This is a genomic window from Microbacterium sp. (genome assembly GCF_051860965.1).
Classification (GTDB): Bacteria; Actinomycetota; Actinomycetes; order Actinomycetales; family Microbacteriaceae; genus Microbacterium.
On sequence record NZ_JBIMKU010000002.1, the window covers coordinates 38192 to 61443 of the forward strand.

At 70.1% G+C, this 23252-nt stretch carries 28 protein-coding genes, 1 tRNA gene and 1 riboswitch; of the genes, 14 read left to right on the forward strand and 15 right to left on the reverse strand.

Translation table 11 applies throughout. The features are described 5' to 3' along the window. Positions 1–70: 70 nt before the first annotated feature. Positions 71–277 (reverse strand): three-helix bundle dimerization domain-containing protein, encoded by a 207-nt coding sequence (locus ACTIFV_RS03720; RefSeq protein WP_439591433.1) that lies wholly within the window; start codon positions 275–277, stop codon positions 71–73. A gap of 179 nt (positions 278–456) precedes the next feature. Here ACTIFV_RS03720 and arr point away from each other — a divergent pair, with 179 nt between their 5' ends. Then, complete coding sequence (gene arr / locus ACTIFV_RS03725; protein WP_439591434.1) at positions 457–867, forward strand: NAD(+)--rifampin ADP-ribosyltransferase; 411 nt, start codon at positions 457–459, stop codon at positions 865–867. Positions 868–870: 3 nt separating this feature from the next. Here the strand turns inward: arr and ACTIFV_RS03730 are convergent, their stop codons facing one another. Continuing rightward, positions 871–1665, reverse strand: coding sequence for a hypothetical protein (locus ACTIFV_RS03730; protein ID WP_439591435.1), 795 nt, complete (start codon positions 1663–1665; stop codon positions 871–873). A 55-nt stretch (positions 1666–1720) separates the two neighbouring features. Between ACTIFV_RS03730 and ACTIFV_RS03735 the strand changes: the two genes are divergently transcribed. Then, positions 1721–1793 (forward strand) — tRNA-Arg (locus tag ACTIFV_RS03735). 527 nt (positions 1794–2320) lie between these two features. Here the strand turns inward: ACTIFV_RS03735 and ACTIFV_RS03740 are convergent. From ACTIFV_RS03740 to ACTIFV_RS03765, 6 genes are all read right to left on the reverse strand, one after another. After that, the gene (locus tag ACTIFV_RS03740) at positions 2321–2713 is read right to left on the reverse strand and encodes a PPOX class F420-dependent oxidoreductase (protein ID WP_439591436.1); all 393 of its coding nucleotides are present in this window, start codon (positions 2711–2713) and stop codon (positions 2321–2323) included. 260 nt (positions 2714–2973) lie between these two features. After that, entirely contained in the window at positions 2974–3294 is a 321-nt protein-coding gene (locus ACTIFV_RS03745) for a DMT family transporter (RefSeq protein WP_439591830.1), read from the reverse strand. Between the two features lie 9 nt (positions 3295–3303). Beyond that, a riboswitch (guanidine-III (ykkC-III) riboswitch) is annotated at positions 3304–3368 on the reverse strand. A 41-nt stretch (positions 3369–3409) separates the two neighbouring features. Continuing rightward, entirely contained in the window at positions 3410–4297 is an 888-nt protein-coding gene (locus ACTIFV_RS03750; protein ID WP_439591437.1) for a CPBP family glutamic-type intramembrane protease, read from the reverse strand. Positions 4298–4301: 4 nt separating this feature from the next. Then, the gene (locus tag ACTIFV_RS03755) at positions 4302–5585 is read right to left on the reverse strand and encodes an MFS transporter (RefSeq protein WP_439591438.1); all 1284 of its coding nucleotides are present in this window, start codon (positions 5583–5585) and stop codon (positions 4302–4304) included. Beyond that, positions 5582–6241: a tRNA (guanosine(46)-N7)-methyltransferase TrmB gene (gene trmB / locus ACTIFV_RS03760; protein ID WP_439591831.1), complete on the reverse strand. Its 660-nt coding sequence runs from the start codon at positions 6239–6241 to the stop codon at positions 5582–5584. Before trmB ends, ACTIFV_RS03755 begins: the two co-directional genes overlap by 4 nt. Positions 6242–6396: 155 nt before the next feature. After that, positions 6397–7230: a DUF3097 family protein gene (locus ACTIFV_RS03765; protein ID WP_439591439.1), complete on the reverse strand. Its 834-nt coding sequence runs from the start codon at positions 7228–7230 to the stop codon at positions 6397–6399. 198 nt (positions 7231–7428) lie between these two features. Here ACTIFV_RS03765 and ACTIFV_RS03770 point away from each other — a divergent pair, with 198 nt between their 5' ends. The 4 genes from ACTIFV_RS03770 to ACTIFV_RS03785 all read left to right on the forward strand — a co-directional run bounded on the left by ACTIFV_RS03770 (position 7429) and on the right by ACTIFV_RS03785 (position 11577). Beyond that, positions 7429–9402 carry a TPM domain-containing protein gene (locus ACTIFV_RS03770; RefSeq protein ID WP_439591440.1) on the forward strand — a complete coding sequence of 658 codons (1974 nt, stop codon included), beginning with the start codon at positions 7429–7431 and terminating at the stop codon, positions 9400–9402. A 59-nt stretch (positions 9403–9461) separates the two neighbouring features. Then, positions 9462–10196, forward strand: coding sequence for a PspA/IM30 family protein (locus ACTIFV_RS03775; protein WP_439591441.1), 735 nt, complete (start codon positions 9462–9464; stop codon positions 10194–10196). An 89-nt stretch (positions 10197–10285) separates the two neighbouring features. Continuing rightward, a complete protein-coding gene (locus tag ACTIFV_RS03780; RefSeq protein ID WP_439591442.1) occupies positions 10286–11107 on the forward strand; it encodes an arginase family protein in 822 nt (273 codons plus the stop codon). Continuing rightward, positions 11104–11577: a Fe-S oxidoreductase gene (locus ACTIFV_RS03785; protein ID WP_439591443.1), complete on the forward strand. Its 474-nt coding sequence runs from the start codon at positions 11104–11106 to the stop codon at positions 11575–11577. The genes ACTIFV_RS03780 and ACTIFV_RS03785 overlap by 4 nt, the downstream gene beginning before the upstream one ends. Here the strand turns inward: ACTIFV_RS03785 and ACTIFV_RS03790 are convergent. The 4 genes from ACTIFV_RS03790 to ACTIFV_RS03805 form a co-directional block, all read right to left on the reverse strand. Further along, positions 11538–12095 carry a hypothetical protein gene (locus tag ACTIFV_RS03790; RefSeq protein WP_439591444.1) on the reverse strand — a complete coding sequence of 186 codons (558 nt, stop codon included), beginning with the start codon at positions 12093–12095 and terminating at the stop codon, positions 11538–11540. The genes ACTIFV_RS03785 and ACTIFV_RS03790 overlap by 40 nt on opposite strands. Before the next feature lie 89 nt (positions 12096–12184). Beyond that, a complete protein-coding gene (locus tag ACTIFV_RS03795) occupies positions 12185–12658 on the reverse strand; it encodes an SIP domain-containing protein (RefSeq protein WP_439591445.1) in 474 nt (157 codons plus the stop codon). A 55-nt stretch (positions 12659–12713) separates the two neighbouring features. Next, the gene (locus ACTIFV_RS03800) at positions 12714–13436 is read right to left on the reverse strand and encodes a tyrosine-protein phosphatase (RefSeq protein WP_439591446.1); all 723 of its coding nucleotides are present in this window, start codon (positions 13434–13436) and stop codon (positions 12714–12716) included. Continuing rightward, positions 13433–13897, reverse strand: a complete 465-nt coding sequence (locus tag ACTIFV_RS03805; protein WP_439591447.1) for a carboxymuconolactone decarboxylase family protein — start codon at positions 13895–13897, stop codon at positions 13433–13435. The genes ACTIFV_RS03800 and ACTIFV_RS03805 overlap by 4 nt, the downstream gene beginning before the upstream one ends. 39 nt (positions 13898–13936) lie before the next feature. Here ACTIFV_RS03805 and ACTIFV_RS03810 point away from each other — a divergent pair, with 39 nt between their 5' ends. From ACTIFV_RS03810 to ACTIFV_RS03845, 8 genes are all read left to right on the forward strand, one after another. Then, entirely contained in the window at positions 13937–14872 is a 936-nt protein-coding gene (locus ACTIFV_RS03810) for an alpha/beta fold hydrolase (protein ID WP_439591448.1), read from the forward strand. A gap of 132 nt (positions 14873–15004) precedes the next feature. Next, a complete protein-coding gene (locus ACTIFV_RS03815; RefSeq protein WP_439591449.1) occupies positions 15005–16510 on the forward strand; it encodes an ABC transporter substrate-binding protein in 1506 nt (501 codons plus the stop codon). Continuing rightward, positions 16507–17457 (forward strand): ABC transporter permease, encoded by a 951-nt coding sequence (locus tag ACTIFV_RS03820; RefSeq protein ID WP_439591450.1) that lies wholly within the window; start codon positions 16507–16509, stop codon positions 17455–17457. The genes ACTIFV_RS03815 and ACTIFV_RS03820 overlap by 4 nt, the downstream gene beginning before the upstream one ends. Next, the gene (locus ACTIFV_RS03825; RefSeq protein ID WP_439591451.1) at positions 17454–18464 is read left to right on the forward strand and encodes an ABC transporter permease; all 1011 of its coding nucleotides are present in this window, start codon (positions 17454–17456) and stop codon (positions 18462–18464) included. Before ACTIFV_RS03820 ends, ACTIFV_RS03825 begins: the two co-directional genes overlap by 4 nt. Then, positions 18461–19249 carry an ATP-binding cassette domain-containing protein gene (locus ACTIFV_RS03830; RefSeq protein WP_439591452.1) on the forward strand — a complete coding sequence of 263 codons (789 nt, stop codon included), beginning with the start codon at positions 18461–18463 and terminating at the stop codon, positions 19247–19249. Before ACTIFV_RS03825 ends, ACTIFV_RS03830 begins: the two co-directional genes overlap by 4 nt. Then, a complete protein-coding gene (locus ACTIFV_RS03835) occupies positions 19246–20037 on the forward strand; it encodes an ABC transporter ATP-binding protein (protein WP_439591453.1) in 792 nt (263 codons plus the stop codon). The genes ACTIFV_RS03830 and ACTIFV_RS03835 overlap by 4 nt, the downstream gene beginning before the upstream one ends. Positions 20038–20069: 32 nt before the next feature. Next, a complete protein-coding gene (locus ACTIFV_RS03840) occupies positions 20070–21137 on the forward strand; it encodes a M4 family metallopeptidase (protein ID WP_439591454.1) in 1068 nt (355 codons plus the stop codon). Continuing rightward, positions 21118–21429, forward strand: coding sequence for a protealysin inhibitor emfourin (locus tag ACTIFV_RS03845; protein WP_439591455.1), 312 nt, complete (start codon positions 21118–21120; stop codon positions 21427–21429). The genes ACTIFV_RS03840 and ACTIFV_RS03845 overlap by 20 nt, the downstream gene beginning before the upstream one ends. Here the strand turns inward: ACTIFV_RS03845 and ACTIFV_RS03850 are convergent, their stop codons facing one another. Genes ACTIFV_RS03850 through ACTIFV_RS03860 form a run of 3 tightly spaced genes read right to left on the reverse strand, consistent with a single transcriptional unit; the run spans position 21430 to position 23226 of the window. Beyond that, positions 21430–22044 carry a GNAT family N-acetyltransferase gene (locus ACTIFV_RS03850; protein ID WP_439591456.1) on the reverse strand — a complete coding sequence of 205 codons (615 nt, stop codon included), beginning with the start codon at positions 22042–22044 and terminating at the stop codon, positions 21430–21432. A 5-nt stretch (positions 22045–22049) separates the two neighbouring features. Then, on the reverse strand, positions 22050–22742 hold the full coding sequence (locus ACTIFV_RS03855; RefSeq protein WP_439591457.1) for a uracil-DNA glycosylase: 693 nt from the start codon (positions 22740–22742) through the stop codon (positions 22050–22052). Beyond that, entirely contained in the window at positions 22723–23226 is a 504-nt protein-coding gene (locus tag ACTIFV_RS03860; protein ID WP_439591458.1) for a phosphoribosyltransferase, read from the reverse strand. The genes ACTIFV_RS03855 and ACTIFV_RS03860 overlap by 20 nt, the downstream gene beginning before the upstream one ends. Positions 23227–23252: the final 26 nt, after the last annotated feature.

Here is a 23252-nt window from a genome sequence, read left to right on the forward strand (position 1 = left end):
CATTCTGCGCTGCGATGCATTGATACTACGCAAGTGCCCGGGCGTTAGTACCCAGTGATGAGAGCGAAGATCAGCGCTTGCCTTTCAGGTGCGCCTTCGCCTCCTTCTCGATGAGGACCGGAACGAAATCGCGGACCTTGGCATCAGCGAACGTCGCCCGCGACTTCTCGATCGCGTCGACGACGCTCTCTCGCGACGCATCCGGAAACCGCTCCTGCAGCCGATCGGCGATCTCTGCGATCGCCTTCTCCTCGTCGACGGACTTGTCGTCGGGCATGATCGCTCCCTCTGCAGCGGGATCACGTGCTGCGTCTGCACGAACTCTATCGATGGAACGCGCCGATGGCCGCCTTCGTCGGTGCAGACCACGTCGTCGACCGAGCTGCCCGCGGGGCGACCGACCGAGCGAGGCGATCTGCGCCGATGCTCTCGGTAATCTGACGGCATGAGGACGCCATGAGCGCGGCGCTGGATGCCGGACCGTTCTTCCACGGCACCAAGGCGGATCTCCGCGTCGGCGATCTGCTGACGGCGGGGTTCCGGTCGAACTACCGTCCCGAGATCGTGATGAACCATGTCTACTTCACCGCCCTGCCCGACGGCGCGGGTCTTGCGGCCGAGCTCGCGGCGGGCGACGGTGAGCCACGGGTCTACGAGGTCGAGCCGACGGGTGCGTTCGAAGACGACCCGAACGTGACCGACAAGAAGTTTCCGGGCAATCCGACGCGGTCCTATCGGAGCGCGGAGCCCATCCGGATCGTGCGCGAGGTCGCGGACTGGACGCGCCTGACACCCGACGAGCTGCGCTCATGGCGCGAGCGGCTCGCGGCGCTCCGCGCCGACGAGCGCGGCGAGATCATCAACTGACCGTCACTCCGAGCCGGTGAAGGATGCTCCGGCCATCGCGAGCTCCCGCAGGTCGTCGGCATCGCCGACGGTCATGGATGTGATGTGCAGGGCGTCGAGCCCTGCGAGCGCTGCGGCGGAGCATCCATCGCCGTCCTCCCACGGTGAGTAGGGAAGGCAAGAGGACAAGTCCGCGATCCCGCCCGCCGCCGGATCGTCGACCGCGGTCGTGTGCGACGCACCCAGCAGCACCTGCGAGAAGTCCTGCGCGCCGGTGCCGCCGATGAGCTCCTGGTACCACCACTCGCCGCTCGGCGGGTACACGCCCGAGTACCCGACCGGCGTCTCGGTCACGTCGCCGAACGTCGACGTCACGAGCTCGAGTCCACCGGTGAACGGGATCGTCGGGGTGAACTCCGGAGAGAGCGCCCTCACGCCGTAGGCGACGACTTCGTCGACGCTGTCGACGTACGCCGTCACCGTGCCGTCGAGCGTCTCCCAGTCGCTGCGCACGAACCCGTCCCCGAGCTGCTCTCGCGATGCGGGCTCCCCCAGCAGAGCGGTGTAGCTCGAGTACTGGACCCCGCTCTCCAGTCCGTCGACAGCGGCGAGCAGGTCGACGTCATCGCCGACGCCCTGGGTCGGAGAAACGGCCGGCTGCTGCGCCGGCGCGATGAATCGGTCGTACACGAGGAATCCGACGCCCAGCACTCCGCCGATCGTCACGATGAGCGCGAGTACGCGCTGCAGTCCGCGATCGGGATGCAGCAGCCAGTCCCACGCCGACTTCCTGCTCGGTGCCGGTTCTTCGTGCCCCACGCGTCACACACTAGCGGCGAGGCGGTGGGCTGACCGCTGATAACCTAGAGCGTCCGCCTCCGTAGCTCAGGGGATAGAGCGTTGGTTTCCGGTACCAAAGGTCGCTGGTTCGATTCCAGTCGGGGGCACACACGGGACATGGGGTCGCGGGGCATCAAGCCCTCGCGGCCCCATTCTCGCGACAAGGCGCCCAGCCCCTCGAACCCCGGCGGCGTGCGCAGCTGCACGTGGCCCAGCCCGAATGAAGGGGCGCGAATCGACCCCACTCGCTGAGGTGAGCGCGGATTCTAGCGGATGCGCGCCGTGAATGCGTGTCCCCCAAAGGGTGGACAGACACCGGCAAAGTCTCACCTCTAGGTTGAAGGTGATCCGACACCGGGGCGAGCGGTCCTCAGCGCAGACATAAGGCTCTGGACCCTCGAAGCCAGCCACGGTGCGGCGCAGGCCCCGCCAGAGATGTCCCCAGCGTCGAAGGTGGTTCCCCAGTCACTGCGGCGGGGCCTGCATCTATTCCCTCTTGCCAGACATGACCCTCGGCCGACCGGGATGAGAGGTCGTGAGGGCCACACGGTGTGCTCAGCATAGACATCGCGTCGCGTCAGGGCCAGAGCCAATTCGCGATCGCGCGCTCGCGCGGGTGGTGCCGACGTGCAGGTCAGGCGAACAGCCCCGCCGAACCCATCACGCGATCCGGAGAGAGCCGGATGACGACGCGCTGCGGGTTCGCGCGCGGCTGACGATAGCGCTCGGCGTAGAGGGCGACGGCGTGCGCCACCGCCGCGGGGTCTCGCTCGATCGTCGCCTCGCCCGCGATGCTGATCCACTGCGGACCCGACACCTGCGCCACGGTCGCGCGCGCGTCGCGCTCGATGTTGCGGACCTTCTGGGTGCGGTCGCTCGTGATGATGCGCACGACACCCTCGTCGAGTGTGTAGCCGACGGCGACGACGTGGATGACGCCGCCGCGCCCGAGCGTCGACAGCGTGGCGAGATGGCGGTCCGAGACGAATCGGCGCCCATCGTCGCTGAGGGAATCGAGGGATGCCATGCATCCCATCCTGGCGTGTGCCGGGGCGGCGGGGCGCGATGTCGCGGGCGCGCGGCGCACACGAAGATCGCCCCGGAGCCGAAGCCCCGAGGCGATCATCAGTACGATATGCGGTTTCTGTTTCGGTTCCCTTGCGGGTTCTTTCGTTTCCGTTTTCTCTTCGTGGGGATGACATTACTCCGGCGCGAACGGACGTCAAGACTTCGTCCCGAAGTCACCTCTACGTCACGTTGAAGGTGAAGGATGCGGCATCCTCCGCGTCACTCGTGGCCCACCATCTTGAGGCCGACGACGCAGCCCACCAGACCCAGGATCAGCAGCATCTTGACGATCGAGAAGTCCTCGTCGCCCGTGATCATGGCGTACGCGACGGTGAGGGACGCGCCGATCCCGACCCAGACGGCGTACGCCGTGCCCGTCGAGATGTCGCGCATCGCCCACGCGAGGCCGCCCATGCTGAGGAGGAGGCCGACGACGAAGACGACCGACGGCCAGAGCTTGGTGAAGCCCTCGGACTTGCCCAGGGCGGTGGCCCACACGGCTTCGAGGACTCCGGAGACGATGAGGATGACCCACGACACGGCTGACTCCATGGCCAGTCTTGTCGCTCACCGGGTACTGATCCGTCGTCCGGGGATCCGGTCGAGGATCCGGCATCCACGATACCCATCCCGCCTGATCACCGCCTGGGCACACTCAGACGAGGAAGAGCCAGTCCAGCATTCCGGGGTTGTGCGCGTGAACGAGCACCGCGAACACGACCGCGTCGAAGAGGAGATGCACCGTCACGACGTAGGTGAGCGAGCGGGTCTTCATGAAGATGAAGCCCTGCAGGAGAGCGAACGGGATCGTGAGCAACGGCCCCCACGCCTGGTACCCGAGCTCCCACAGGAACGAGACGAAGACGACCATCTGGAGGATGTTCGCCTGCCAGTCGGGGAAGTGCCGGCGCAGCAGCGCGAAGACCGTGCAGATGAAGAACAGCTCGTCCCAGATGCCGACTGCGCCGACGCCGACGAACAGGCGCCCGATCAGCTCCGGCGTGTCGACGACAGGCCAGTTGAGGTAGACCCCCGACGTGATGAAGTAGAACGGCAGGATCAGCCACCCGAGCACGAGCACGAGCACGAGCCACGTCCACTGGAACGTCGTCCACCGCCCTCCCCCGCGCCACGGGAAGCGGATCGCGTGATCGCGGTAGACCCAGCGCGAGATGACGTACGGCACCGCGACGGCTCCACCCAGCGCGAGGGCGAATCGCACGAAGGCGAGGTTGTCGAGCTCGGCTTTGAGCGGGATCGCACTCACGACGAGCAGGCCGATCGCGATGAGCGAGATGTCGCGCAGGATGCTGGGAGTGCGCCGGGGCCGCCCCTTCCCGGCGACGAAGGCGAAGTCGTGCGGCGTGCGCCGCTCGACGAGCCATGCGCCGACGAGGGCGGCGGCGAGCAGCATCCATCCGATCCAGGGCACGCGGACGACGAAGAACGCGGGGGCCGCGAGACAGACGAGCGCGGCGGGGATGAGACCCCACGACACGGCTGGTCGGGCGGGGGCGAGAGCGGTGTCGGGATGCGCGGGCACGGGTTCAGTCTTTCAGGGGGTGGGCGATCTCGTCCTGCGGCATGCGCGCGATGAACAGCACGGCGATGCCGAAGAAGAACGGGATGATGCCGGCCACGATGAAGATCACAGACAGCGGGATGACGGATGCGAGCGGCCCCGCGAGCGCCATGGACAGCGGCATGAGCGCGAGCGAGACGAAGAAGTCGAGGCTCGAGACGCGCCCGAGCATGTGCCGCGGCACACGGCGCTGCAGCAGCGTCCCCCAGATGACGTTGCCGTAGCTGAAGCCGAATCCGACGACGAACATCGACGCGAGCAGCATCCAGTACTGGTCGGTGAGACCCACGACGACGTACGGCAGCGTGCTCACGGCCCAGACGAGCGTCATGACCGTGAGATAGCGGCGCGGCAGCGCGCGCGAGGAGACGAAGATCGACCCGGCGACACCTCCCAGGCCGTAGACGGCGAGCAGGAACCCGAACAGCCGCGGATCCTCGCCGATGCGCTCGCGGGTGAGGAACGGCAGCAGCACCTCTTCGGGGCCGACGAAGACGAGAACCCAGATGGTCGCGAAGAGCAGGGTCCACAGCAGCCACGGCGTGCGGACCGTGAAGACGACGGCTTCCTTCAGATCCTGCAGGACCGAGGACGGCGCCTCGGGCTCGGCACCCGGCGGCTCCTCGCCCAGGAACAGCAGGCCGACGAACGCCAGGCCGTAGACGACCGCGATGATGATCGCCGCGTGACTGGGAACCAGCGTCGCGAGGAGCACGCCAGCCGTCGCGGGTCCCGCGGCCTGCTGCAGCGCGGGCCGGATCGCCCCTTCGAGACCGTTCGCGGCGAGGAGCTGCTCGCCCGGGAGGATGCGCGGCAGGATCGCGCTGTACGCGGGGAAGAAGAACCCCGCGCTCGCGCCCAGGACGAATGCGACGACCGTCAGGTGCGGGATCGTCACGGAGCCCGCGAACCCCGCGAGGACGACCGACGTGATGGCCACGAAGTTGGCGCCCTCGACGCACCGCACGATCAGCCGCCGCGAGACGCGGTCGGCGATGATGCCGCCCGGGATCGCGCACACGAGCAGTCCCACGGCGTTGGCGCCCGCGACGAGCGAGAGCTCGAGCGGCCCGCCGCCCGCGCCGATGACGGAGTAGACCATGACGACGGCCCACATGCCGGCCGCGAAGATCGACAGCACGACCGCGCCGAACAGCACCCGGAAGTCGCGCTGCGAGAGCGGCCGCACGAAGCGCCAGCGATCTCGTGCGGCCGGGGTCTCGGGCGGAGTCGGTCCCCGATCGCTCATGGGCGTCGGCGGTAGGTCAGGTCCCTGATGTGCCGCCCCTTCGCCGCGCCCTTGCGCTCGAATGCCGTCACGACACGGCCGTCGAAGCGCTCGGCCCACTCCCCCTCGAACGCGCGCTCGAAAGCGGGCGAGTCATCGAGCACGTCGCGCATCTGATCGGCGTAGTCCTGCCAGTCCGTCGCGAGGCGCAGCATCCCGCCGCCCCTCAGTGCCGACGCTGCGATCGCGGCGAACTCCGCGGTGACCAGGCGCCGCTTGTTGTGCTTGTTCTTGTGCCACGGATCGGGGAAGAAGATCCAGAGCTCGTCGATGGATGCCGCGGGCAGCAGATGCTGCAGGACCTCGGGCGCGTTCGCCTCGACGAGACGCAGATTGCGCACATCGGCGCGGTCGGCGTCGAGCATCGTGCGGGCAAGGCCCGCGCGGAACACCTCGACGGCGAGGAAGTCGGTCTCGGGGTGATTCGCGGCGGCATGCACGATCGCGTGCCCCTGCCCCGAGCCGATCTCGACGACGAGCGGCGCACTCCTGCCCCACACGGTCGCGGGGTCGATGGCGGAGCCGGGAAGGATGCTCGTGACGGCGGCATCCCGTTCCGGCTCGATGACGTAGAAGCCGGCGAGCTCCGCCCACGCGCGGTCCTGGCCGTCGGTCATCCGGCCGCTGCGCCGCACGAACGACACGGGCTTCTCGCGGTAGCGGCGGGGTTCGGAAGCTGCGTCGGACACGCTTCCAGGCTAACGGCGCGGATCGCTCGGGATGAATCCGTCTCGAGGTCTGCGACGCGGGAGTTGGACTCCGCGCCGCGCCGTCAGGCGGTGACGTAGTCGATGAGCTCCTCGACGCGACCGAGGAGCGCCGGGTCCAGGTCGCGATAGCTCTTGACCGACGCGAGGATGCGCTGCCATGCGCGCGCGATGTCGGCCTGATCCCGCGCGGGCCAGCCGAGGGCGCGGCAGACGCCGACCTTGTACTCGACGCCGCGCGGCACGTCGGGCCAGCGCGGGATGCCGACCGAGGACGGCAGGACGCACTGCCACACGTCGATGAAGGGGTGGCCGACGATCTTCAGGTGTGCACCGTGACGGCTTCGCAGCACCTCGGCGGCGAGGCGCGACTCCTTCGAGCCCGGCACGAGGTGGTCGACGAGCACGCCGTAGCGGCGCTCGGCCGACGGCGGATCCTCTTCCAGCATGGGCGGGAGCAGATCGACGCCCTGCAGATACTCGACGACGACGCCCTCGGCGCGCAGGTCATCGCCCCACACCTTCTCGACGAGCTCGGCGTCGTGGCGCCCCTCGACGAGGATGCGGCTCGCACGCGCCACCCGAGCGCGTGCGTCGGGGGCGGCGAACGATCCCGATGCGGTGCGCTTCGGTCCGGTGGCGACGGCGACCGTGGGCGGCGTCAGCACGACGTCCACCCCGTCCACGAGGAATCCCGGTCCGAGCGGGAAGAACCGGCGACGACCGAGGCGGTCCTCGAGCTCGACGAGCCCCGAGGCGACGCCGACGACCGCGCCGCAGAATCCGTCGCCCGCGACTTCGACGACGACGTCGATGGATGCTTCGATCCGCTCGAGCTTCCTGGTGCGGCTCTCGCGCCAGCCTGCAGCGAGCACGTCCGTGCCGTATCGATCGTCCATGCGCATCGCCCTCCGAAGCCGAAAGGCTACGCGAGCGCCCGGCGGCCCACGACTCGACCCGCCGAGTCGTGCCGAGCCTGGGAGAACCCCTACCGTCGCCCGCACGACGCTCAATAGACTCGCGGAGGGGCACGTGCTGCACGAGCTCCGGGGAGGCGTGGCATGCGGGTTCGATGGGCAGTGTCGCTCACTGCGGCAGTGGCGATCGTCCTGGGCAGTGGCGCGTCCGCGGCATCCGCCACCGATCCGGTCGACCTCGGGCAGCCCTACGTCGCGGACGAGTCGAAGGTGCTCTCGTCGTCCGAGCTGTCCGCCGCGAACGAGCGACTCTCCACGCTGTACACGAACACGGACGTCGACCTGTTCGTCGCGCTGGTGCCCGACTTCACGAATCCCTCGGATCGCGTCGACTGGGCGAACGACACCGCGTCGCTCAACGGGCTGAACGAGCGGCAGTACCTGCTCGCGATCGCGACGGACGGCCGCCAGTACACGATCTCCGCCGACGACGCGGGCCCGCTGAGCAACGAGCAGCTCGACGCGATCGAGGCGCAGATCAGGCCCTTCCTGTCGGCGAACGACTGGTCGGGCGCGATCGACGCGGCCGCCGACGGGTTCGAGACCGCGCTCGCCGGCGGCTCGGGCGGCGGCGGAGGGTTCACCGGCATCCTGATCTTCGTCGTGATCGCCGCCGCGATCGGCGTCGTCATCTGGCTCATCGTGCGCAGCCGCCGCAAGAAGACGCCCGTGGGCGGTCGGCCCGGCGGCGCCCCGCTCGAGCAGGTCAGCACGCAGGAGCTCGAGAAGCGCGCGTCGTCCGCGCTCGTCGAGACCGACGACGCCGTGCGCACGAGCGAGCAGGAGCTCGGGTTCGCGAAGGCCCAGTTCGGAGACGCGGCGGCGGCCGAGTTCGCAGCGGCGCTGCAGACCGCGAAGGACAACCTGAACCGCGCCTTCACGCTCAAGCAGCAGCTCGACGACGCGACGCCGGACACCGAAGAGCAGGTCCGCGCGTGGAACAGCGAGATCCTGAGCCTGTGCGAGACGGCGAACGCCGGCCTCGACGAGAAGGCGGCCGCGTTCGACGAGCTCCGCAAGCTCGAGCAGAACGCGCCCGAGGCCATCGCCCGCGTACAGACCGAGCGCGCAGCCGTCGCCGCCGCACTCGAGGCCGCGACGGCACAGCTGGCGACGCTCTCGGCGAGCTACGCCCCTGAAGCCCTCGCGACGGTCGCCGACAACCCCGAGCAGGCTCGGCAGCGCATCGCCTTCGCCGACGAGCAGCTCACGCTGGCGCAGGAATCCATCGGTGCGGGCAAGGGCGGCGAAGCAGCCGTCAGCATCCGCGCCGCCGAGGAGTCCGTCGGCCAGGCCGACCTGCTCGAGAAGGCGATCGCCAAACTCGGCACCGACCTCGCCGAGGGCGAGAAGAACGCCACGGCACTGCTCGGCGAGCTCGAGAGCGACGTCGCCGCTGCATCCGCCCTGCCTGACGCCGACGGGCGCATCGCCGCCGTCATCGCGTCGACGCGGGCCGAGATCGAGAAGGCCCGCGGGTTCCTGACCGGCGCGAACCGGCGACCGCTGTTCGCGCTCCAGGGCCTCGAGGCGGCCAACACGCAGATCGACGGACTCGTGCAGGGGGTGCGGGATGCCGCGGCCCAGGCCGAGCGCGCCCGCCAGGTGGTCGGCCAGCTCATCATGCAGGCGCAGGCGCAGGTCTCCACCGCCGAGGACTACATCACGTCGCGCCGCGGAGCGATCGGCGCCGAGGCGCGCACGCGCCTCGCCGAGGCCGGGGCCGCACTCGTTCAGGCCCAGCAGCTGCAGCAGACCGCTCCGGAGCAGGCGACGCAGTATGCGCAGCGGGCGAATCAGCTCGCGGGCCAGGCGATCCAGTACGCCCAGAACGACGTCGGCTCGTTCCAGGGCGGCGGCATGCTCGGCGGAGGCGGCTCCGGTGGCGGAGGCAACGGCGGGATGCTGGGCGCCGTCCTCGGCGGCATCGTGATCAACTCCCTGCTCGGCGGCGGCGGAGGCGGAGGCCGGTCCTCGGGCGGCATGGGCGGCGGCCTCGGCGGCATGCTCGGCGGAGGGGGCCGCAGCGGCCGCAGCTCGGGCAGTTTCGGCGGCGGCGGCACACGCTCGCGCCGAGGAGGTGGTCGATTCTGATCGCTTCGGACCCGGCATCCACTCTCGAAACCACACAGTCCTAACGGAAGGAAAACCCGATGGCAAAGCAGTCCATCTTCGGCCGCATCTCGACCCTCGTGAAGGCGAACATCAACTCGATGATCGACTCCGCCGAGGACCCGCAGAAGATGCTCGACCAGCTCGTGCGCGACTACACCAACTCGATCGTCGACGCCGAGGGGGCGATCGCCGAGACGATCGGCAACCTGCGCCTGCTCGAGCGCGACCACCAGGAGGACGTCCAGGCCGCGACCGAGTGGGGCAACAAGGCTCTCGCGGCGAGCCGCAAGGCCGACGAGCTGCGCGGAGCGGGCAACAGCGCCGACGCCGACAAGTTCGACAACCTCGCCAAGATCGCGCTGCAGCGCCAGATCAGCGAGGAGAACGAGGCCAAGGCGATCGCGCCCACGATCGCGTCGCAGACCGAGGTCGTCGACAAGCTCAAGGACGGCCTCAACGGCATGAAGCAGAAGCTCGAGCAGCTGAAGTCGAAGCGCTCCGAGCTGCTCGCGCGCGCCAAGACCGCCGAGGCCCAGAACAAGGTGCACGACGCCGTCCGGTCGATCGACGTGCTCGACCCGACGAGCGAGCTCGGGCGTTTCGAAGACAAGGTCCGCCGCCAGGAAGCCCTCGCGGCCGGCAAGCAGGAGCTCGCGGCATCCACCCTCGACGCCCAGTTCAACCAGCTCGAGGACGTCGGCGAGCTGACCGAGGTCGAGGCGCGGCTCGCCGCCCTCAAGACCGGTCAGCCGCAGAGCGCCATCGAAGGCTGATCTCGCGTCCGAAGGCGCCGCTCCCTCCCGGGGGCGGCGCCTTCGTCGTTCCGGTCGAGGACACCGCCCGCGCGGGGCAAGATGGGGGGATGACGCGATACCTCGTGGTTCCGCAGTGGCAGGGAAGTCCGTCCTCGCGCGCGATGCAGCTCATCGACGGAGCCGACGCCATCGCGGGTGATCTGCCCCGTTCGGCGACGATCGTGCTCGACGTGCCGGCCGGCGCGGGCGAGGCCCTCGGAACCGGCGTGCGGCGGCTGAGCACTCTGCTGAGCATCAGCGAGCGCATCGTCGAGGCGCTCGCGCCGTTCGAAGAGCCGGTCCTCACGGTCGGCGGCGACTGCGGGGTCGCGCTCGGCGCGATCCAGCACGCGGTCCGCCGGCATCCGTCGCTCGCCGTCGTCTGGCTCGACGCGCACCCCGACTTCAACGATCCCGCCTCGTCGCCGTCGGGCGCGTTCGCGGGGATGGTCCTGCGTGCCGTCGTCGGCGACGGCGAGGACGGCCTCGCGCTCGATCCCGGCGACGTTCCGCCGGGCCGCGTCGTCGTGGGCGGAGCCCGCTCGTTCGACGAACCCGAGGCCGAAGCGATCGATCGGCTCGGCGTCGCCGTGCTCCCGGTCGACGCGCTGCGCGACCCCGAGACGCTGGTCGCGGCCCTGCGGGCGACGGGGGCAGAGGCGCTCTACATCCACGTCGACGTCGACGTGCTCGATCCCGCAGAGCTCACCGGCAACGCGCATCCCGAGCCCTTCGGGCTCACGGTGGGCGAGCTCACCGGCGCTATCGCTGCCGCGCGATCGGCCGTGCCGCTCGTCGGCTCGTCGATCGCGGGCTACTCCCCCGCGTCTGCCGCGACGGCGTCGGACGATCTCGGCGCGATCCTGCGCATCGTCGGGGCTCTCGCGTGAGCCCCATCGCGACACCGCCCGCCGGCTGGGAGGCCGACGCCGCGCGCGCCGTCGCGCGCGGCGAGAAGCTCGACCGGTTCATCCCCGGCGTCCTCCTCGACTCTCCGATCAGCCGCCTCGGCTACTGGTACGGCAGCACCGTCGGCTGGGTGTGGGGCTCGATCTGGAGCACGGGCCGCGTGACGAAGCAGCAGGGCCTCTGGGTGTTCCGCGGTATGCCGTCGTGGACGTACGGCCGCGGCGGCACATGCGTCGGCGGATGCTTCCTCACCGGCGACGGCGCGATCACCCCGCGCCTGCTGCAGCACGAGGCCGTGCACAAGCGCCAATGGCAGCGCTACGGGTTCCTCATGCCGGTGCTCTATCTGCTCGCCGGCCGCAATCCGCTGCGCAACCGCTTCGAGATCGCCGCGGGCCTGGAGGACGGCAACTACGTCCCGCGCACGACGGCCGCGCGGCCCACGCGGTAGGCCTGGCGCCCGAGGGTGATCACGACGGCGAGCGGGAAGACGATCCAGAAGAGATTCGGCAGCACGGCCACCATCAGGAAGCCGAGGATGTCGCCGCGCTCCAGCGCCTGACGCGTCATCTCGAGCCCGCTCGAGATCTCGACGAGGAAGTAGATCACGGTCTTCCAGAACGTCGCGACCGTGACGATCAGACCGACCACGACGCCGGACCACCTCTTCGCGTGGAAGAGCACCCAGACGATCACGACGACCTCGAGCAGGTTCGCCCAGCTCTGGGCGCTGCCGAACGAGTCGAAGTCCGCGTACCGGTGATCGAACGTGCCGTAGAAGACGTGTCCCGGCCACATGCCGGCGAGCGGTCCGCCGTCGTGCGAGAGCGGCCCCAACAGCACGTAGCACGCGTCGTACGTCTGGATGACGGCGGAGATCGTGAGCCAGACCACCGCCCACAGCGGAATGCGCAGATCCCGCGGATCGACGGCGGATTCGGTCGGATGCACGACGACGGGGGCGGTCATGCGAAGAAGATAGCGGGTCGAGGTCCGCGACGCGCGGATGAGGACGGCAGGCGCCCGCGTGTTCCGGACGCCTGGGCGTCGGAGGACTGTCAGCGGGCGGTCGCGAGTCCGTACTGCTCGGGCGTGTGGATCGCACCGGCCGCGACGCCGTTGCGGGTCGTCAGGTGATCGACGATGTCGGCAGTGCCGAGGAAGCCGCCCAGGAGATGGATGCGGGTCGCGTCGTCCTCCGCGCAGAGCATCTCGTCGGCCCATGCCGTGACGGCGCGGGCGAGAGCCTGGCCCGGCGCGCAGCCACGACCGCTGCCGGCCTCACCGGAGCGGACCGAGCGGTCGAGCCACGTGAGGGTCATGCGCGCGGGGGCGGAGACGGGCGCCTGCCACGAGGCATCCGGGATCTCGATGAAGACCCGACCCGTCGAGCAGATCGGCAGCGTCGCGAGGAGCGTCTCGAGATCGACCAGCGACGACTCGTCGGCCGTGATGAGGTGCTGCACCCGCGTGTGCTTCGACGCACGGCACGCGCTGGCGCTGTGCGCGGTGGTCTCGGCGGTGCTGGTCATGATCAGACCAGTATACCCCTGTGTAGGTATGCCTTACCTTGGTGCGCGGACTCGATCACTCCGCCGCGATCAGCACACGCCGCAGCTCGCGGAGTTCGTCGTCCGAGAGGCCGTGCGCACGCAGGTAGTCCCCCGGCGACCCGTGGACGGCATCCACCCGTGCGAGCGCCGCACGCATCACGGGCGCCGGCGAGCGCGTCGCGAGGTCCTCGAGATGAACGGCATCGGGATGCTGCGTCCGCAGCCACGAGAGGATCCTGCGATTTCGCTCAGCGGGCAGCAGGGTCTCGGTGCGCGCGTAGTCGGCGACGACGGCGTCCTCGTCGACACCCGCGGCACGCAGCGCGAGTGCGACCGTGACCCCTGTCCGGTCCTTGCCGACGGTGCAGTGCACGAGAACGGGCTGGTCGGTCACGATGCCCCGGACGACATCGACCACACCGGCGGCCGAGTCCTCGATGAGCCGCCGGTACATCTCGTCGAGCGACAGGTCCTCCTCGAAGAAGGAGACCACCGAGCCCAGGAAGAGGGGAACGCGCTGCGTCTCGATGCCGAGCCCGTCGAGGCGGCTCGGCGCGTGGCGCACCTCGTCGTCGTCGCGCAGGTCGATCACGCGCCGGATCCCGAGGCCCGTGATCGCCGTGCGACCCTCCTCGTCCAGGTGGGTGAGGTTGCCCGAACGGAACAGGATGCCGGCGCGCGTGCGCCCCGATCCCGCCGTCAGGCCGCCGACGTCGCGGAAGTTCGTCGCGCCCGGGACGTGGATCTCGGACGTCACTGCGATCGAGGCGGCACGGGATATCGGCCCGCGATCGTGATGCGGTTGAACGCGTTGATCGACACGAGCAGCCAGCTCAGCGCGACGTACTCCTTCTCGGTCAGGATGCCGCCGACGTGGTCGTAGACGTCGTCGGGGATCCCGTCCTCGTGGATGAAGGTGAAGGACTCCGTGAGCTCGAGCGCGGCGCGCTCCCGCTCCGTGAAGACGCCCGAGTCGCGCCACGTCGCGACCTGGGCGATCGTGTCGGCGTCGAGCCCCGCCTCGACCGCGCGATCGACGTGCACGCGCACGCAGTACGCGCAGCCGTTGAGCTGGGAGGCGTGGATCTGCACGATCTCCTTGAGGCGCGCATCGATGCCCGCGTCACCCGCGAGGTCCTTGACGGTCTTCGAGAACGTCTCCAACGCGTTGTAGGCATCGCGGGCGGATCTCGACAGGTGCACTCGGGCTTCGCTCATGACGCCAGCGTACCCAGCCGACCTGGCCGGTGGGCCAGAATGAGGGGCGTGAGCGACCCCATCGACGAGTTCTCGTTCCTCGCGGCGCAGGCCGCCGACGCCGGCATCGCGGGGCCTCTCCCCCGCGGTGAGCGCATCGATCTCGCCCTGCCGGACGGCCGGATGCTCAGCGCCCTCCGCTACGGCGACGAGTCGCCCGTCGTCACGTTCCTCCACGGGGCGGGCCTCAACGCCCACACGTGGGACACGACGATCCTCGCGCTCGGACTGCCGTCGCTCGCGATCGATCTCCCGGGCCACGGCGACTCGTCCTGGCGCGAAGACATGGCCTACCTCGCGCCCGTGCTCGCACCCGATGTCGCGACGGGGATGGATGCCTGGACCGACCGCCCGCAGCTGCTCGTCGGACAGTCTCTCGGCGGGCTCACCGCGGCGGCGGTCGCGGCATCCCGTCCCGACCTCGTCACCGAGCTCGTCGTGATCGACATCACGCCGGGCATCGACCCGAACGGGGGCGCCCGGCAGATCCGCGAGTTCTTCGCCGGCCCGACCGACTGGGCGTCTCGCGAGGAGCTCGTCGAGCGTGCGCTGTCGTTCGGGCTCGGCGGATCACCCGAGGCCGCCGCGCGGGGGGTGTTCTTCAACTCCCGCATCCGCCCGGACGGCCGCGTCGAGTGGAAGCACCACTTCGCCCACCTGGCGAATGCGATGTCGGCGTCGGGCGTCGATCCGGCGACCCCCGACGCCGTCGCCGCCGCGCTCGGCGAGCAGGGCTGGAACGACCTCTCCGCCGTCACGGCTCCCGTGACGCTCGTGCGCGGCGACCACGGGTACGTGACGCAGGCGGATGCCGCGACCTTCGCCGCGCGGGTGCCGGCGGCATCCATCGTCGTCGTGCCCTCGGGGCACAACGTGCAGGAGGAGATCCCGGTCCGACTCGGCGCGATCCTCGCCGCGAAGGCCGGGAAGGGTTAACGCTTCTGTTGCGTTCGCCGTAACGGACGCCTCGCGCGCACCACGACATCTCTAGGCTGAGGGACGCACACGCACCGCCCGAGGCCCGCGCGTCCCGCAACCGCAGGGACGTTCCTCCGAGAGGACCCGCACATGTTCCGTCGCACCGCACTCGCCGCCGCCGCCCTGCTCGCCGCAGGCGCCCTGGCGCTCACCGGGTGCACGTCTCCGGCGCCGGCGCCGACCGCGACGGGTGACGCCGATCCCGACGCGTCGGTCGCGATCCGGCTCGTGCTCGAGCCCGGCAACCTCGACATCCGCGAGACGGCGGGTGCGGCGGTCGATCAGATCCTGGTCGACAACATCTATCAGGGGCTCGTGTCTCGCACGCCCGAGCAGGACATCGTGCCCGCGCTCGCCTCGGACTGGGAGGTGTCGTCGGACGGACTGGAGTACACGTTCACGGTGCGCGAGGGCGTCACGTTCCACGACGGGCAGGAGCTCACGCCGCAGGACGTCGTATGGTCGCTGCAGACCCGGAAGGATACCCCGGCCTGGCGGGACTCCGCCCGGCTCGCGAACGTCGAGACGATCGCCGCCGACGGGCAGGACGTCACCCTCACCCTCAGCGAGCCCGACTCGAGCCTGCTGTGGAACCTCACCGGCCGCGCCGGCATCATCCTCAAGCAGGACGACACGGTGGATTACAAGACCGCCGCGAACGGCACCGGTCCCTTCACGCTGACGAACTGGCGACAGGGCGACAGCATCACCTTCGCGCGCAACGAGGAGTACTGGGGCGACAAGGCCAAGGTCGCCGAGGTCGTGTTCGACTACATCCCCGACAACCAGGCAGCTCTCAACGCGGCCCTCGCGGGCGAGGTCGACGCCCTCACCGGGTTCGACGCGAACCTCACCAGCCAGGTCGAGGCGAACGGCGACTACCAGGTCGTGCTCGGTCAGTCGACCGACAAGGGCACGCTCGCGTTCAACCAGACGTCGGGCCCCCTCGCCGACAAGCGCGTGCGTCAGGCTATCCGCCAGGCGATCGACCACGACGCGTTCGTCGAGGCCCTCGCATCCGGCTCGACGCTGTACGGTCCGATCCCCGAGCTGGATCCGGGCTACGAGGACCTCTCCGACGTCGCGCCCTACGACCCCGAAGCCGCCAAGGCGCTCCTCGCGGAAGCGGGCGAAGAGGATCTCGAGCTGACCCTCACGATCCCGAACTTCTACTCCACGACGATCCCGCAGATCCTCGTGTCGAACCTCAACGACGTGGGCATCACCCTCGAGGTCGATCAGGTCGACTTCGGCACGTGGCTCAACGATGTCTACACGAACAAGGACTACGACCTCAGCTTCGTGCTCCACACCGAAGCGCGCGACTTCGAGAACTGGGCGAACCCCGACTACTACTTCACCTACGACAACCCCGAGGTGCAGCGGCTGTACCAGGAGTCGCTCGCCGCGACCGACGAGACCGAGGCCGCCGACCTGCTCGCCCAGGCCGCGAAGATCGTCTCCGAGGACGCCGCCGGCGACTGGCTCTACAGCGGAGCCTCGGTCGTGGCGGTCGGGACTAACATCACGGGTATGCCCTCGATCAACGTGAACGAGCGCCTCAACCTCGCAGAGCTCGCCAAGAGCAACGGGTGATCAGATACACGCTGACGCGCCTGGCCCTGCTTCTGCTCGGGCTGTTCGTCGCCAGCGTGCTGATCTTCTTCACCCTGCGGGTGCTGCCCGGTGACGTCGCACAGCTGATCGCCGGCACGGGCTCGACGCCCGAGCAGGTCGCCGCCATCCGCGAGAGACTGGGGCTCGACCAGCCCCTCCCCCTGCAGTACCTCGACTGGATCGGCGGCGTGCTGCGCGGCGACCTGGGCACTTCGCAGATCACGGGATCGACGGTCGCGAGCGAGCTGGTCGAGAAGGCGCAGGTGACGCTGCCGCTGGGCATCATGGCGCTCGTCATCGCCGTGCTGTTCAGCGTGCCGCTCGGCGTGCTGTCGGCGATGCGCCGAGGACGCGCCGACGGCACGGCACTGAGCGTGGGCGCCCAGGCGGTCGCGGCCGTGCCCGTCGTCTGGGCGGGCATGATGCTCGTCGTCGTCTTCGCCGTCTGGCTCGGATGGCTGCCCGCCCAGGGCTTCCCACGCGCGGGCTGGAGCGATCCGTGGGCCGCCTTCCGCGCGCTCCTGCTGCCGGCTCTCACGATCGGCATCGTCGAGGGTGCGATGCTCATGCGCTTCGTCCGCAGCGCGACGCTGCAGGCCGTCGGTCAGGACTTCGTGCGCACGGCGGCCGCGAAAGGACTGACACGGGATGCCGCGCTCCTGCGCCACGGTCTTCCCGTCGTCGGACTCTCGGTCATCACGGTGCTCGGGCTCCAGGTCGCGGGCATCATCGTCGGAGCCGTCGTGATCGAGCAGCTGTTCACCCTGCCGGGTATCGGACGCATGCTGGTCGCCGACGTCGGAGCGCGCGACCTCCTCAAGGTGCAGGGCGAGCTGCTCGTGCTGACCGGCTTCGTGCTCGTCGTCGGGTTCGTCGTCGACCTCGTGCACCGCCTCATCGACCCGCGGCAGAGGGAGGCGGCATGAGCGACTCGGCACCCGGAGCCCGACCCCCCGTTCGGTCGGAGGATGTGCGCTCCGTCGGACCATCGCGCGCCGATCATCCGACCGGACGCCGATCCTCCGACCGCGGCGACGACCGCCCGCCGAGCCGCTGGGCGTGGCTGGGGCGCCTGTGGGCGCTCTCCACGGGCCGCTTCGGACTCATCGTGGTCGCCGTCATCCTCCTGACAGCGATCGTCGCCGCGTTCTGGACGCCGTTCCCCCCGCAGCAGGTCGACATCGCCGACCGCTGGGCCGGCCCGGGCTGGCCGCACGTCCTGGGAACCGACGGGTCGGGACGCGACATCCTGAGTCTTCTCATGGCGGGCGCCCGCACGACGGTGTTCGTCGCGATCGGCGCGGGCATCGTCGCGACCGTCATCGGCGTCGCCCTGGCGGCTCTCGGCGCACTCACCGCGCGGTGGATCCGCGAGTCGGTCGCCGTGCTCGTCGACATCCTGATCGCCTTCCCCGTGCTGATCATCGCGATGATGATCTCCGCCGTCTTCGGCGGGTCGCTCTGGGTCGTCATCTGGGCGGTCGGCATCGGCTTCGGCGTCAACATCGCGCGCGTCACGCGTCCCGAGCTGCGGCGGGTGCTGCACAGCGACTTCGTGCTCGCAGGGCGTGCATCGGGGCTCACACCCGCGCAGAACCTGGTGCGCCACCTGATGCCCAACGTCGCGCCCGTGTTCATCGTGCAGCTCTCGTGGGGAATGGCCGTGGCCGTGCTCGCCGAGGCGGGGCTGTCGTACCTCGGCGTCGGCGCGCCGCCGACCGAGCCGTCGTGGGGGCTTCTGCTCGCGCAGCTGCAGCAGTACATCACCGTGCATCCGCTCTCGGTCATCTGGCCGGGACTCGCGATCACGTTAACGGTGCTGGGCCTGAATCTGCTCGGCGACGGGCTGCGCGAGGCGACGGATCCGACGCTCACGCGCGCGAACCGCGCGCGCCGTGCCGCCGAGGCCCACGTCCCCGAGGTGGTGTCATGACGCTCGAGGTGCAGGGCCTGACGATCGACATCGGAGGTCGCCGCGTGGTCGACGGCGTCTCGTTCTCGGTGCCCGACGGCGCGCGTGTCGGCCTCATCGGCGAGTCAGGCTCGGGGAAGTCGCTCACGGCTCTCGCGATCCTCGGTCTGCTGCCCGACGGAGCCGAGGCGGGCGGGTCGATCCGCTGGAACGGTCGCGAGCTGCTGGGTCTGCCCGATCGCGAACTCGCCGAGCTCCGCGGCGACGAGATCGGCATCGTCTTCCAGGAACCGCGGACGGCGCTGAATCCGATCCGCACGGTGGGCCGCCAGATCGCGGAGTCGATCCGCATCCACGAGGGCGTCTCGAAGCGGGATGCCGCGACCCGCGCGGTCGCCGAGGCATCCCGCGTCGCCCTCCCCGACCCCGAGCGGATCGTCTCGCGGTACCCGCACCAGCTCTCGGGCGGGCAGCGCCAGCGCGTCGCGATCGCGATGGCGCTCGCCTGCCGGCCGCGCCTGCTGATCGCGGATGAGCCGACGACGGCGCTCGACGTCACCATCCAGGCCGAGATCCTCGAACTGCTGCGCTCGCTCGTCGAGCGCGAGGGGATGTCGCTCGTGTTCATCACGCACGACCTCGCCGTCCTGTCGCAGATCGCGACGCACGGCGTCGTCCTCGAGAACGGCCGCGTGGTCGAGGACGCACCGGTCCCGACACTGCTGACCGCCCCGGCGTCGCCCGTCACGCAGGAGCTCCTGCGCGACGCGACGGCGACCCTGTGGCGACCGGGAGGCGTCGGATGACTCTGCTGAGCGCCCGCGGGCTCACGCGCACCTACCGCTCGCCCGGCGAGGCGTGGGGGCGGCCCGTGCTCACGACCGCGCTCGACGACGCGGATCTCGACATCGACGAGGGCTCGGCGGTGGGCGTCATCGGCGAATCCGGCTCGGGCAAGTCGACCCTCGTGCGGCTGCTGCTCGGCCTCGACGCCCCGACCGCAGGGACCGTGACGTTCGACGGGCGGGAAGTGGATGCCGCGGCCTCCGCCCGCTCGCTGCACTGGCTGCGCCGGGAGACGGGCATCGTGTTCCAGGACCCGTACGCCTCGCTCGACCCGCGCATGAGCGTCGGTCGGATCGTGGGCGAGCCCCTGTGGGCGCTCGGCATCGCGGGCGATCGCCGGGCCCGCGTGCGCGAGGTGCTCGAGGATGTCGGGCTCGAGGCATCCATGGCGAACCGGTTCCCACACGAGTTCTCGGGGGGCCAGCGCCAGCGGATCGCGCTCGCGCGGGCGATCGTGCACCGCCCGCGTCTGCTCGTGGGCGACGAGCCGCTCTCGGCTCTCGACGTCACGGTGCGCGCCCAGATCCTCGAGCTGCTGGCCGAGCTGCGCCTGCGCGACGGACTGACGCTCGTCATGGTGTCGCACGACATCGGCGTCGTGCAGAACCTGTGCGACGAGGTCGTCGTGATGAAGGACGGCCGCATCGTCGAGGAGGGGCCGACCGAGAAGGTCCTCCTGCAGCCGCAGGTCGTCTACACGCGGCGGCTGCTGGCATCCATCCCCACGATCGACCCGACGGCCACGTGACGTTGTCGGGGCGCATCGATAGCCTCGGGACCATGGCCCACGCGATCGTCCCCCCGTACCTGCTCGCCCGCATCGCCGCCGTGCAGGAGCCCACGTGGGCCCGCGCCGCCGAGGCCGCCAGGGCGACGCTCGCAGTGCCGCGGCCGTATCGCGCGGGGCGCACGCGGCTGCGCCTGTCGATCGAAGACGGCGGCACGCTCGTCGCCGAGGCCGCCCCCGCTCCCGACCGCACGATCTCCGATGCGCAGCGCCGTGAGACGCTCCCGGGTGTCCGCGTGCGGGGTGAGGACGACCCCGCGACGGGCGACGTCTCGGTCGATGAGGCGTTCGACGGGCTCGGCGAGACCTACGACTTCCTGTGGGACGCCTTCGCCCGCAACGGCCTCGATGGCGCCGGCGGTCAGCTGCTGGCCACGGTGCACTACGGCCAGGACTACGACAACGCGTTCTGGAACGGCGAGCGCATGGTGTTCGGCGACGGCGACGGCGAGGTCTTCCAGGGTTTCACCGGGTCGCTCTCGGTGATCGCCCACGAGCTCGCCCACGGCATCGTGGACGCCGAAGGCGGATTGACCTATCAGGGCCAGTCGGGCGCGCTCAACGAGTCGATCGCCGATGTGTTCGGCGTGCTCACCGAGCAGCATGCGAAGGGTCAGGATGCGGCCGCCGCGACCTGGCTCGTCGGCGAAGGCATCTTCACCGACGCGGTGCAGGGCCGCGCCCTGCGCTCGATGGCCGCGCCCGGCACGGCGTACGACGACGACGTGCTCGGGAAGGATCCGCAGCCGGGCCACATGCGCGACTACGTCGAGACGACCGACGACAACGGCGGTGTGCACATCAACTCCGGCATCCCGAATCACGCCTTCTACCTGCTGGCCGAAGCTCTCGGCGGGCGCGCGTGGGAGCGGGCCGGCCTCATCTGGTACCGCACGCTCACGGGCGGCGAGCTCACCCCCGACACCGACTTCGCGACGTTCGCAGCGGCCACCGTGCGCGCCGCCGAGACCGAGTACGGTGAGGGATCGGAGGAAGCCGACGCCGTCCGCGACGCATGGGCGGGTGTCGGCGTCGAGAGGGATGGACGAGACGGACCCTGACGACGAGATCGTCGTCGTCATCGTGACCCGCACGGGCGGGCTGGCTGGGCTGCGCAAGGCGTGGCGTGCCGAGCCCCGGCCGGACGAGGCGCCCCTCTTCGTCGACCTGATCTCGCAGTGCCCGTGGGACGAGCCGGCACCCGACGGCGCGGGCGCCGACCGCTACACGTGGTCGATCGCCGCGCGGTGCGGGTCGGAGGAACGCGAGGCGGACGTGCCCGATGCCGGCCTCACGGGCCCGTGGCGCGATCTCGTCGACGCCGTGCGCGACTGGCAGGCGCCCGGCGACTGATCAGCCGCCGAACAGCTTCCGCTTCTTCTTGACCGGCTTGAGCGACTTCTGCAGGTAGATCGTGCCGAGCCAGCGGCCGAACTTGAACCCGACACGGCCCATGCGGCCGACCTCGACGAAGCCGAGCTTCTCGTGGAGGGCGATGGATGCCTCGGCCCCCTTGTCGCTGATGACGGCGACCATCTCGCGGATGCCCGCTTCTTCGCACGCCACGATCAGCGCTTCGAGCAGCGGTCGGCCGAGACCCTTGCCCGTCGCCGCCTGCCCCAGGTAGATCGAGTTCTCGACGCTGAAGCGATACGCGGACTTGCTCGACATCGGCTGCACGAGCGCATACCCGAGCACCTGACCCGTGGGCGACTCCGCGACCAGGAACGGCAGTCCCGCCTTCTGGATGCCGGCGATCTTGTCGCGCCACTGCTTGAGCGACCATTTCTTCTCGTCGAACGTCACGACGGAGTTGGTCACGTAGTAGTTGTAGATCTCGCGGATGTCGGGCACATCGCGATCCTGGACGGGACGGATCGTGAACGTGAAGACCCGCTCGGGCTCCGGAGCCCTGCGCAGATGGCGCGGCAGCGTGCGCCGGTCGCGGTCGTATTCCTCCTCGAGCATGGATGTCAGCCTACGACCCGCCAGTCGACCGGTTCCGCCCCCTGCGCGTGCAGCAGATCGTTCACGCGCGAGAAGGGTCGGGATCCGAGGAATCCGCGGCTCGCCGACAACGGCGAGGGATGCGCCGACTCGACGACGGGTGTCTGACCGAGGAGGGGGCGCAGGTTCGCGGCATCCCTCCCCCACAGCACGGCCACGAGCGGTCGGTCGCGCGCCACCAGAGTGCGGATCGCGTGCTCGGTGACCTTCTCCCACCCCCATCCGCGGTGCGAGGCGGGCCGGCCCGGCGCCACGGTCAGCACGCGGTTGAGCAGCATGACGCCCTGGTCGCTCCACGCGGACAGGTCGCCGTGCGGGGCGCGCGGGATGCCGAGATCGGCCTCGAGCTCCTGGTAGATGTTCGAGAGGCTCCGCGGCAGAGGACGCACGTGCTCCTCGACGGCGAAGGAGAGGCCGATGGGATGGCCCGGGGTCGGATACGGGTCCTGCCCGACGATCAGCACCCGCACGTCGTCGAGAGGCCGCGCGAAGGCGCGCAGCACGCGGTCGCCGGCGGGGAGGTACCCGCGCCCGGCGGCGGTCTCGGCGCGGAGCCTCGCGCCCAGCGCCGCGATGTCGGGCGCGACGGGCGCGAGCGCCCGGGCCCAGGACGCGTCGACGAGGCCCGCGTCGGCCAGCTCAGACAGCGTCTGCGCCATCTCGGGCGTCCTCTTCGATGACCGAGCCCTGAGCCGACCACGGGAAGTCGATCCAGCGATCCGTCGCCTTCCACGAATAGTCGGGCTCGATGATCGTCGTCGGCTTCGTGTAGATCGTGACCGATCGCACGTCGGCGCCGCGAGCCTTCAGCAGATCGACGGCGAGGGCCAGCGTGCGGCCGCTGTCGGCGACGTCGTCCACGAGCAGCACGCGCCGGCCGGCGAGATAGCTCATGTCGAGTTCGGGCGGGAGTACCTCGGGTGCGTCGAGCACCGTGCCGATCCCCGTGTAGAACTCGACGTTGATCGCGCCGCAGTTCTTCACGCCGAGGCCGTACGCGATCGACCCCGCCGGCAGCAGACCGCCGCGCGCGATCGCGACGACGACCTCCGGCGCGAACCGGTCGGCGACGATCGCCCGGGACAGGTCGCGGGATGCCGCGCCGAATCCGTCCCACGTCAGCGTTTCCCGCACGTTCTCCACAGTCAGGTCCTCCCGGTCGGCCTTCA

Bases quoted from the DNA above. Each gene is read 5' to 3' on its own strand.
- ACTIFV_RS03720 (WP_439591433.1), bottom strand. From the start codon at position 277: ATGCCCGACGACAAGTCCGTCGACGAGGAGAAGGCGATCGCAGAGATC.
- arr (WP_439591434.1), top strand. From the start codon at position 457: ATGAGCGCGGCGCTGGATGCCGGACCGTTCTTCCACGGCACCAAGGCG.
- ACTIFV_RS03740 (WP_439591436.1), bottom strand. From the start codon at position 2,713: ATGGCATCCCTCGATTCCCTCAGCGACGATGGGCGCCGATTCGTCTCG.
- ACTIFV_RS03755 (WP_439591438.1), bottom strand. From the start codon at position 5,585: ATGAGCGATCGGGGACCGACTCCGCCCGAGACCCCGGCCGCACGAGAT.
- trmB (WP_439591831.1), bottom strand. From the start codon at position 6,241: ATGACCGACGGCCAGGACCGCGCGTGGGCGGAGCTCGCCGGCTTCTAC.
- ACTIFV_RS03765 (WP_439591439.1), bottom strand. From the start codon at position 7,230: ATGGACGATCGATACGGCACGGACGTGCTCGCTGCAGGCTGGCGCGAG.
- ACTIFV_RS03775 (WP_439591441.1), top strand. From the start codon at position 9,462: ATGGCAAAGCAGTCCATCTTCGGCCGCATCTCGACCCTCGTGAAGGCG.
- ACTIFV_RS03780 (WP_439591442.1), top strand. From the start codon at position 10,286: ATGACGCGATACCTCGTGGTTCCGCAGTGGCAGGGAAGTCCGTCCTCG.
- ACTIFV_RS03790 (WP_439591444.1), bottom strand. From the start codon at position 12,095: ATGACCGCCCCCGTCGTCGTGCATCCGACCGAATCCGCCGTCGATCCG.
- ACTIFV_RS03795 (WP_439591445.1), bottom strand. From the start codon at position 12,658: ATGACCAGCACCGCCGAGACCACCGCGCACAGCGCCAGCGCGTGCCGT.
- ACTIFV_RS03805 (WP_439591447.1), bottom strand. From the start codon at position 13,897: ATGAGCGAAGCCCGAGTGCACCTGTCGAGATCCGCCCGCGATGCCTAC.
- ACTIFV_RS03810 (WP_439591448.1), top strand. From the start codon at position 13,937: ATGAGGGGCGTGAGCGACCCCATCGACGAGTTCTCGTTCCTCGCGGCG.
- ACTIFV_RS03815 (WP_439591449.1), top strand. From the start codon at position 15,005: ATGTTCCGTCGCACCGCACTCGCCGCCGCCGCCCTGCTCGCCGCAGGC.
- ACTIFV_RS03825 (WP_439591451.1), top strand. From the start codon at position 17,454: ATGAGCGACTCGGCACCCGGAGCCCGACCCCCCGTTCGGTCGGAGGAT.
- ACTIFV_RS03830 (WP_439591452.1), top strand. From the start codon at position 18,461: ATGACGCTCGAGGTGCAGGGCCTGACGATCGACATCGGAGGTCGCCGC.
- ACTIFV_RS03835 (WP_439591453.1), top strand. From the start codon at position 19,246: ATGACTCTGCTGAGCGCCCGCGGGCTCACGCGCACCTACCGCTCGCCC.
- ACTIFV_RS03840 (WP_439591454.1), top strand. From the start codon at position 20,070: ATGGCCCACGCGATCGTCCCCCCGTACCTGCTCGCCCGCATCGCCGCC.
- ACTIFV_RS03845 (WP_439591455.1), top strand. From the start codon at position 21,118: ATGGACGAGACGGACCCTGACGACGAGATCGTCGTCGTCATCGTGACC.
- ACTIFV_RS03850 (WP_439591456.1), bottom strand. From the start codon at position 22,044: ATGCTCGAGGAGGAATACGACCGCGACCGGCGCACGCTGCCGCGCCAT.
- ACTIFV_RS03855 (WP_439591457.1), bottom strand. From the start codon at position 22,742: ATGGCGCAGACGCTGTCTGAGCTGGCCGACGCGGGCCTCGTCGACGCG.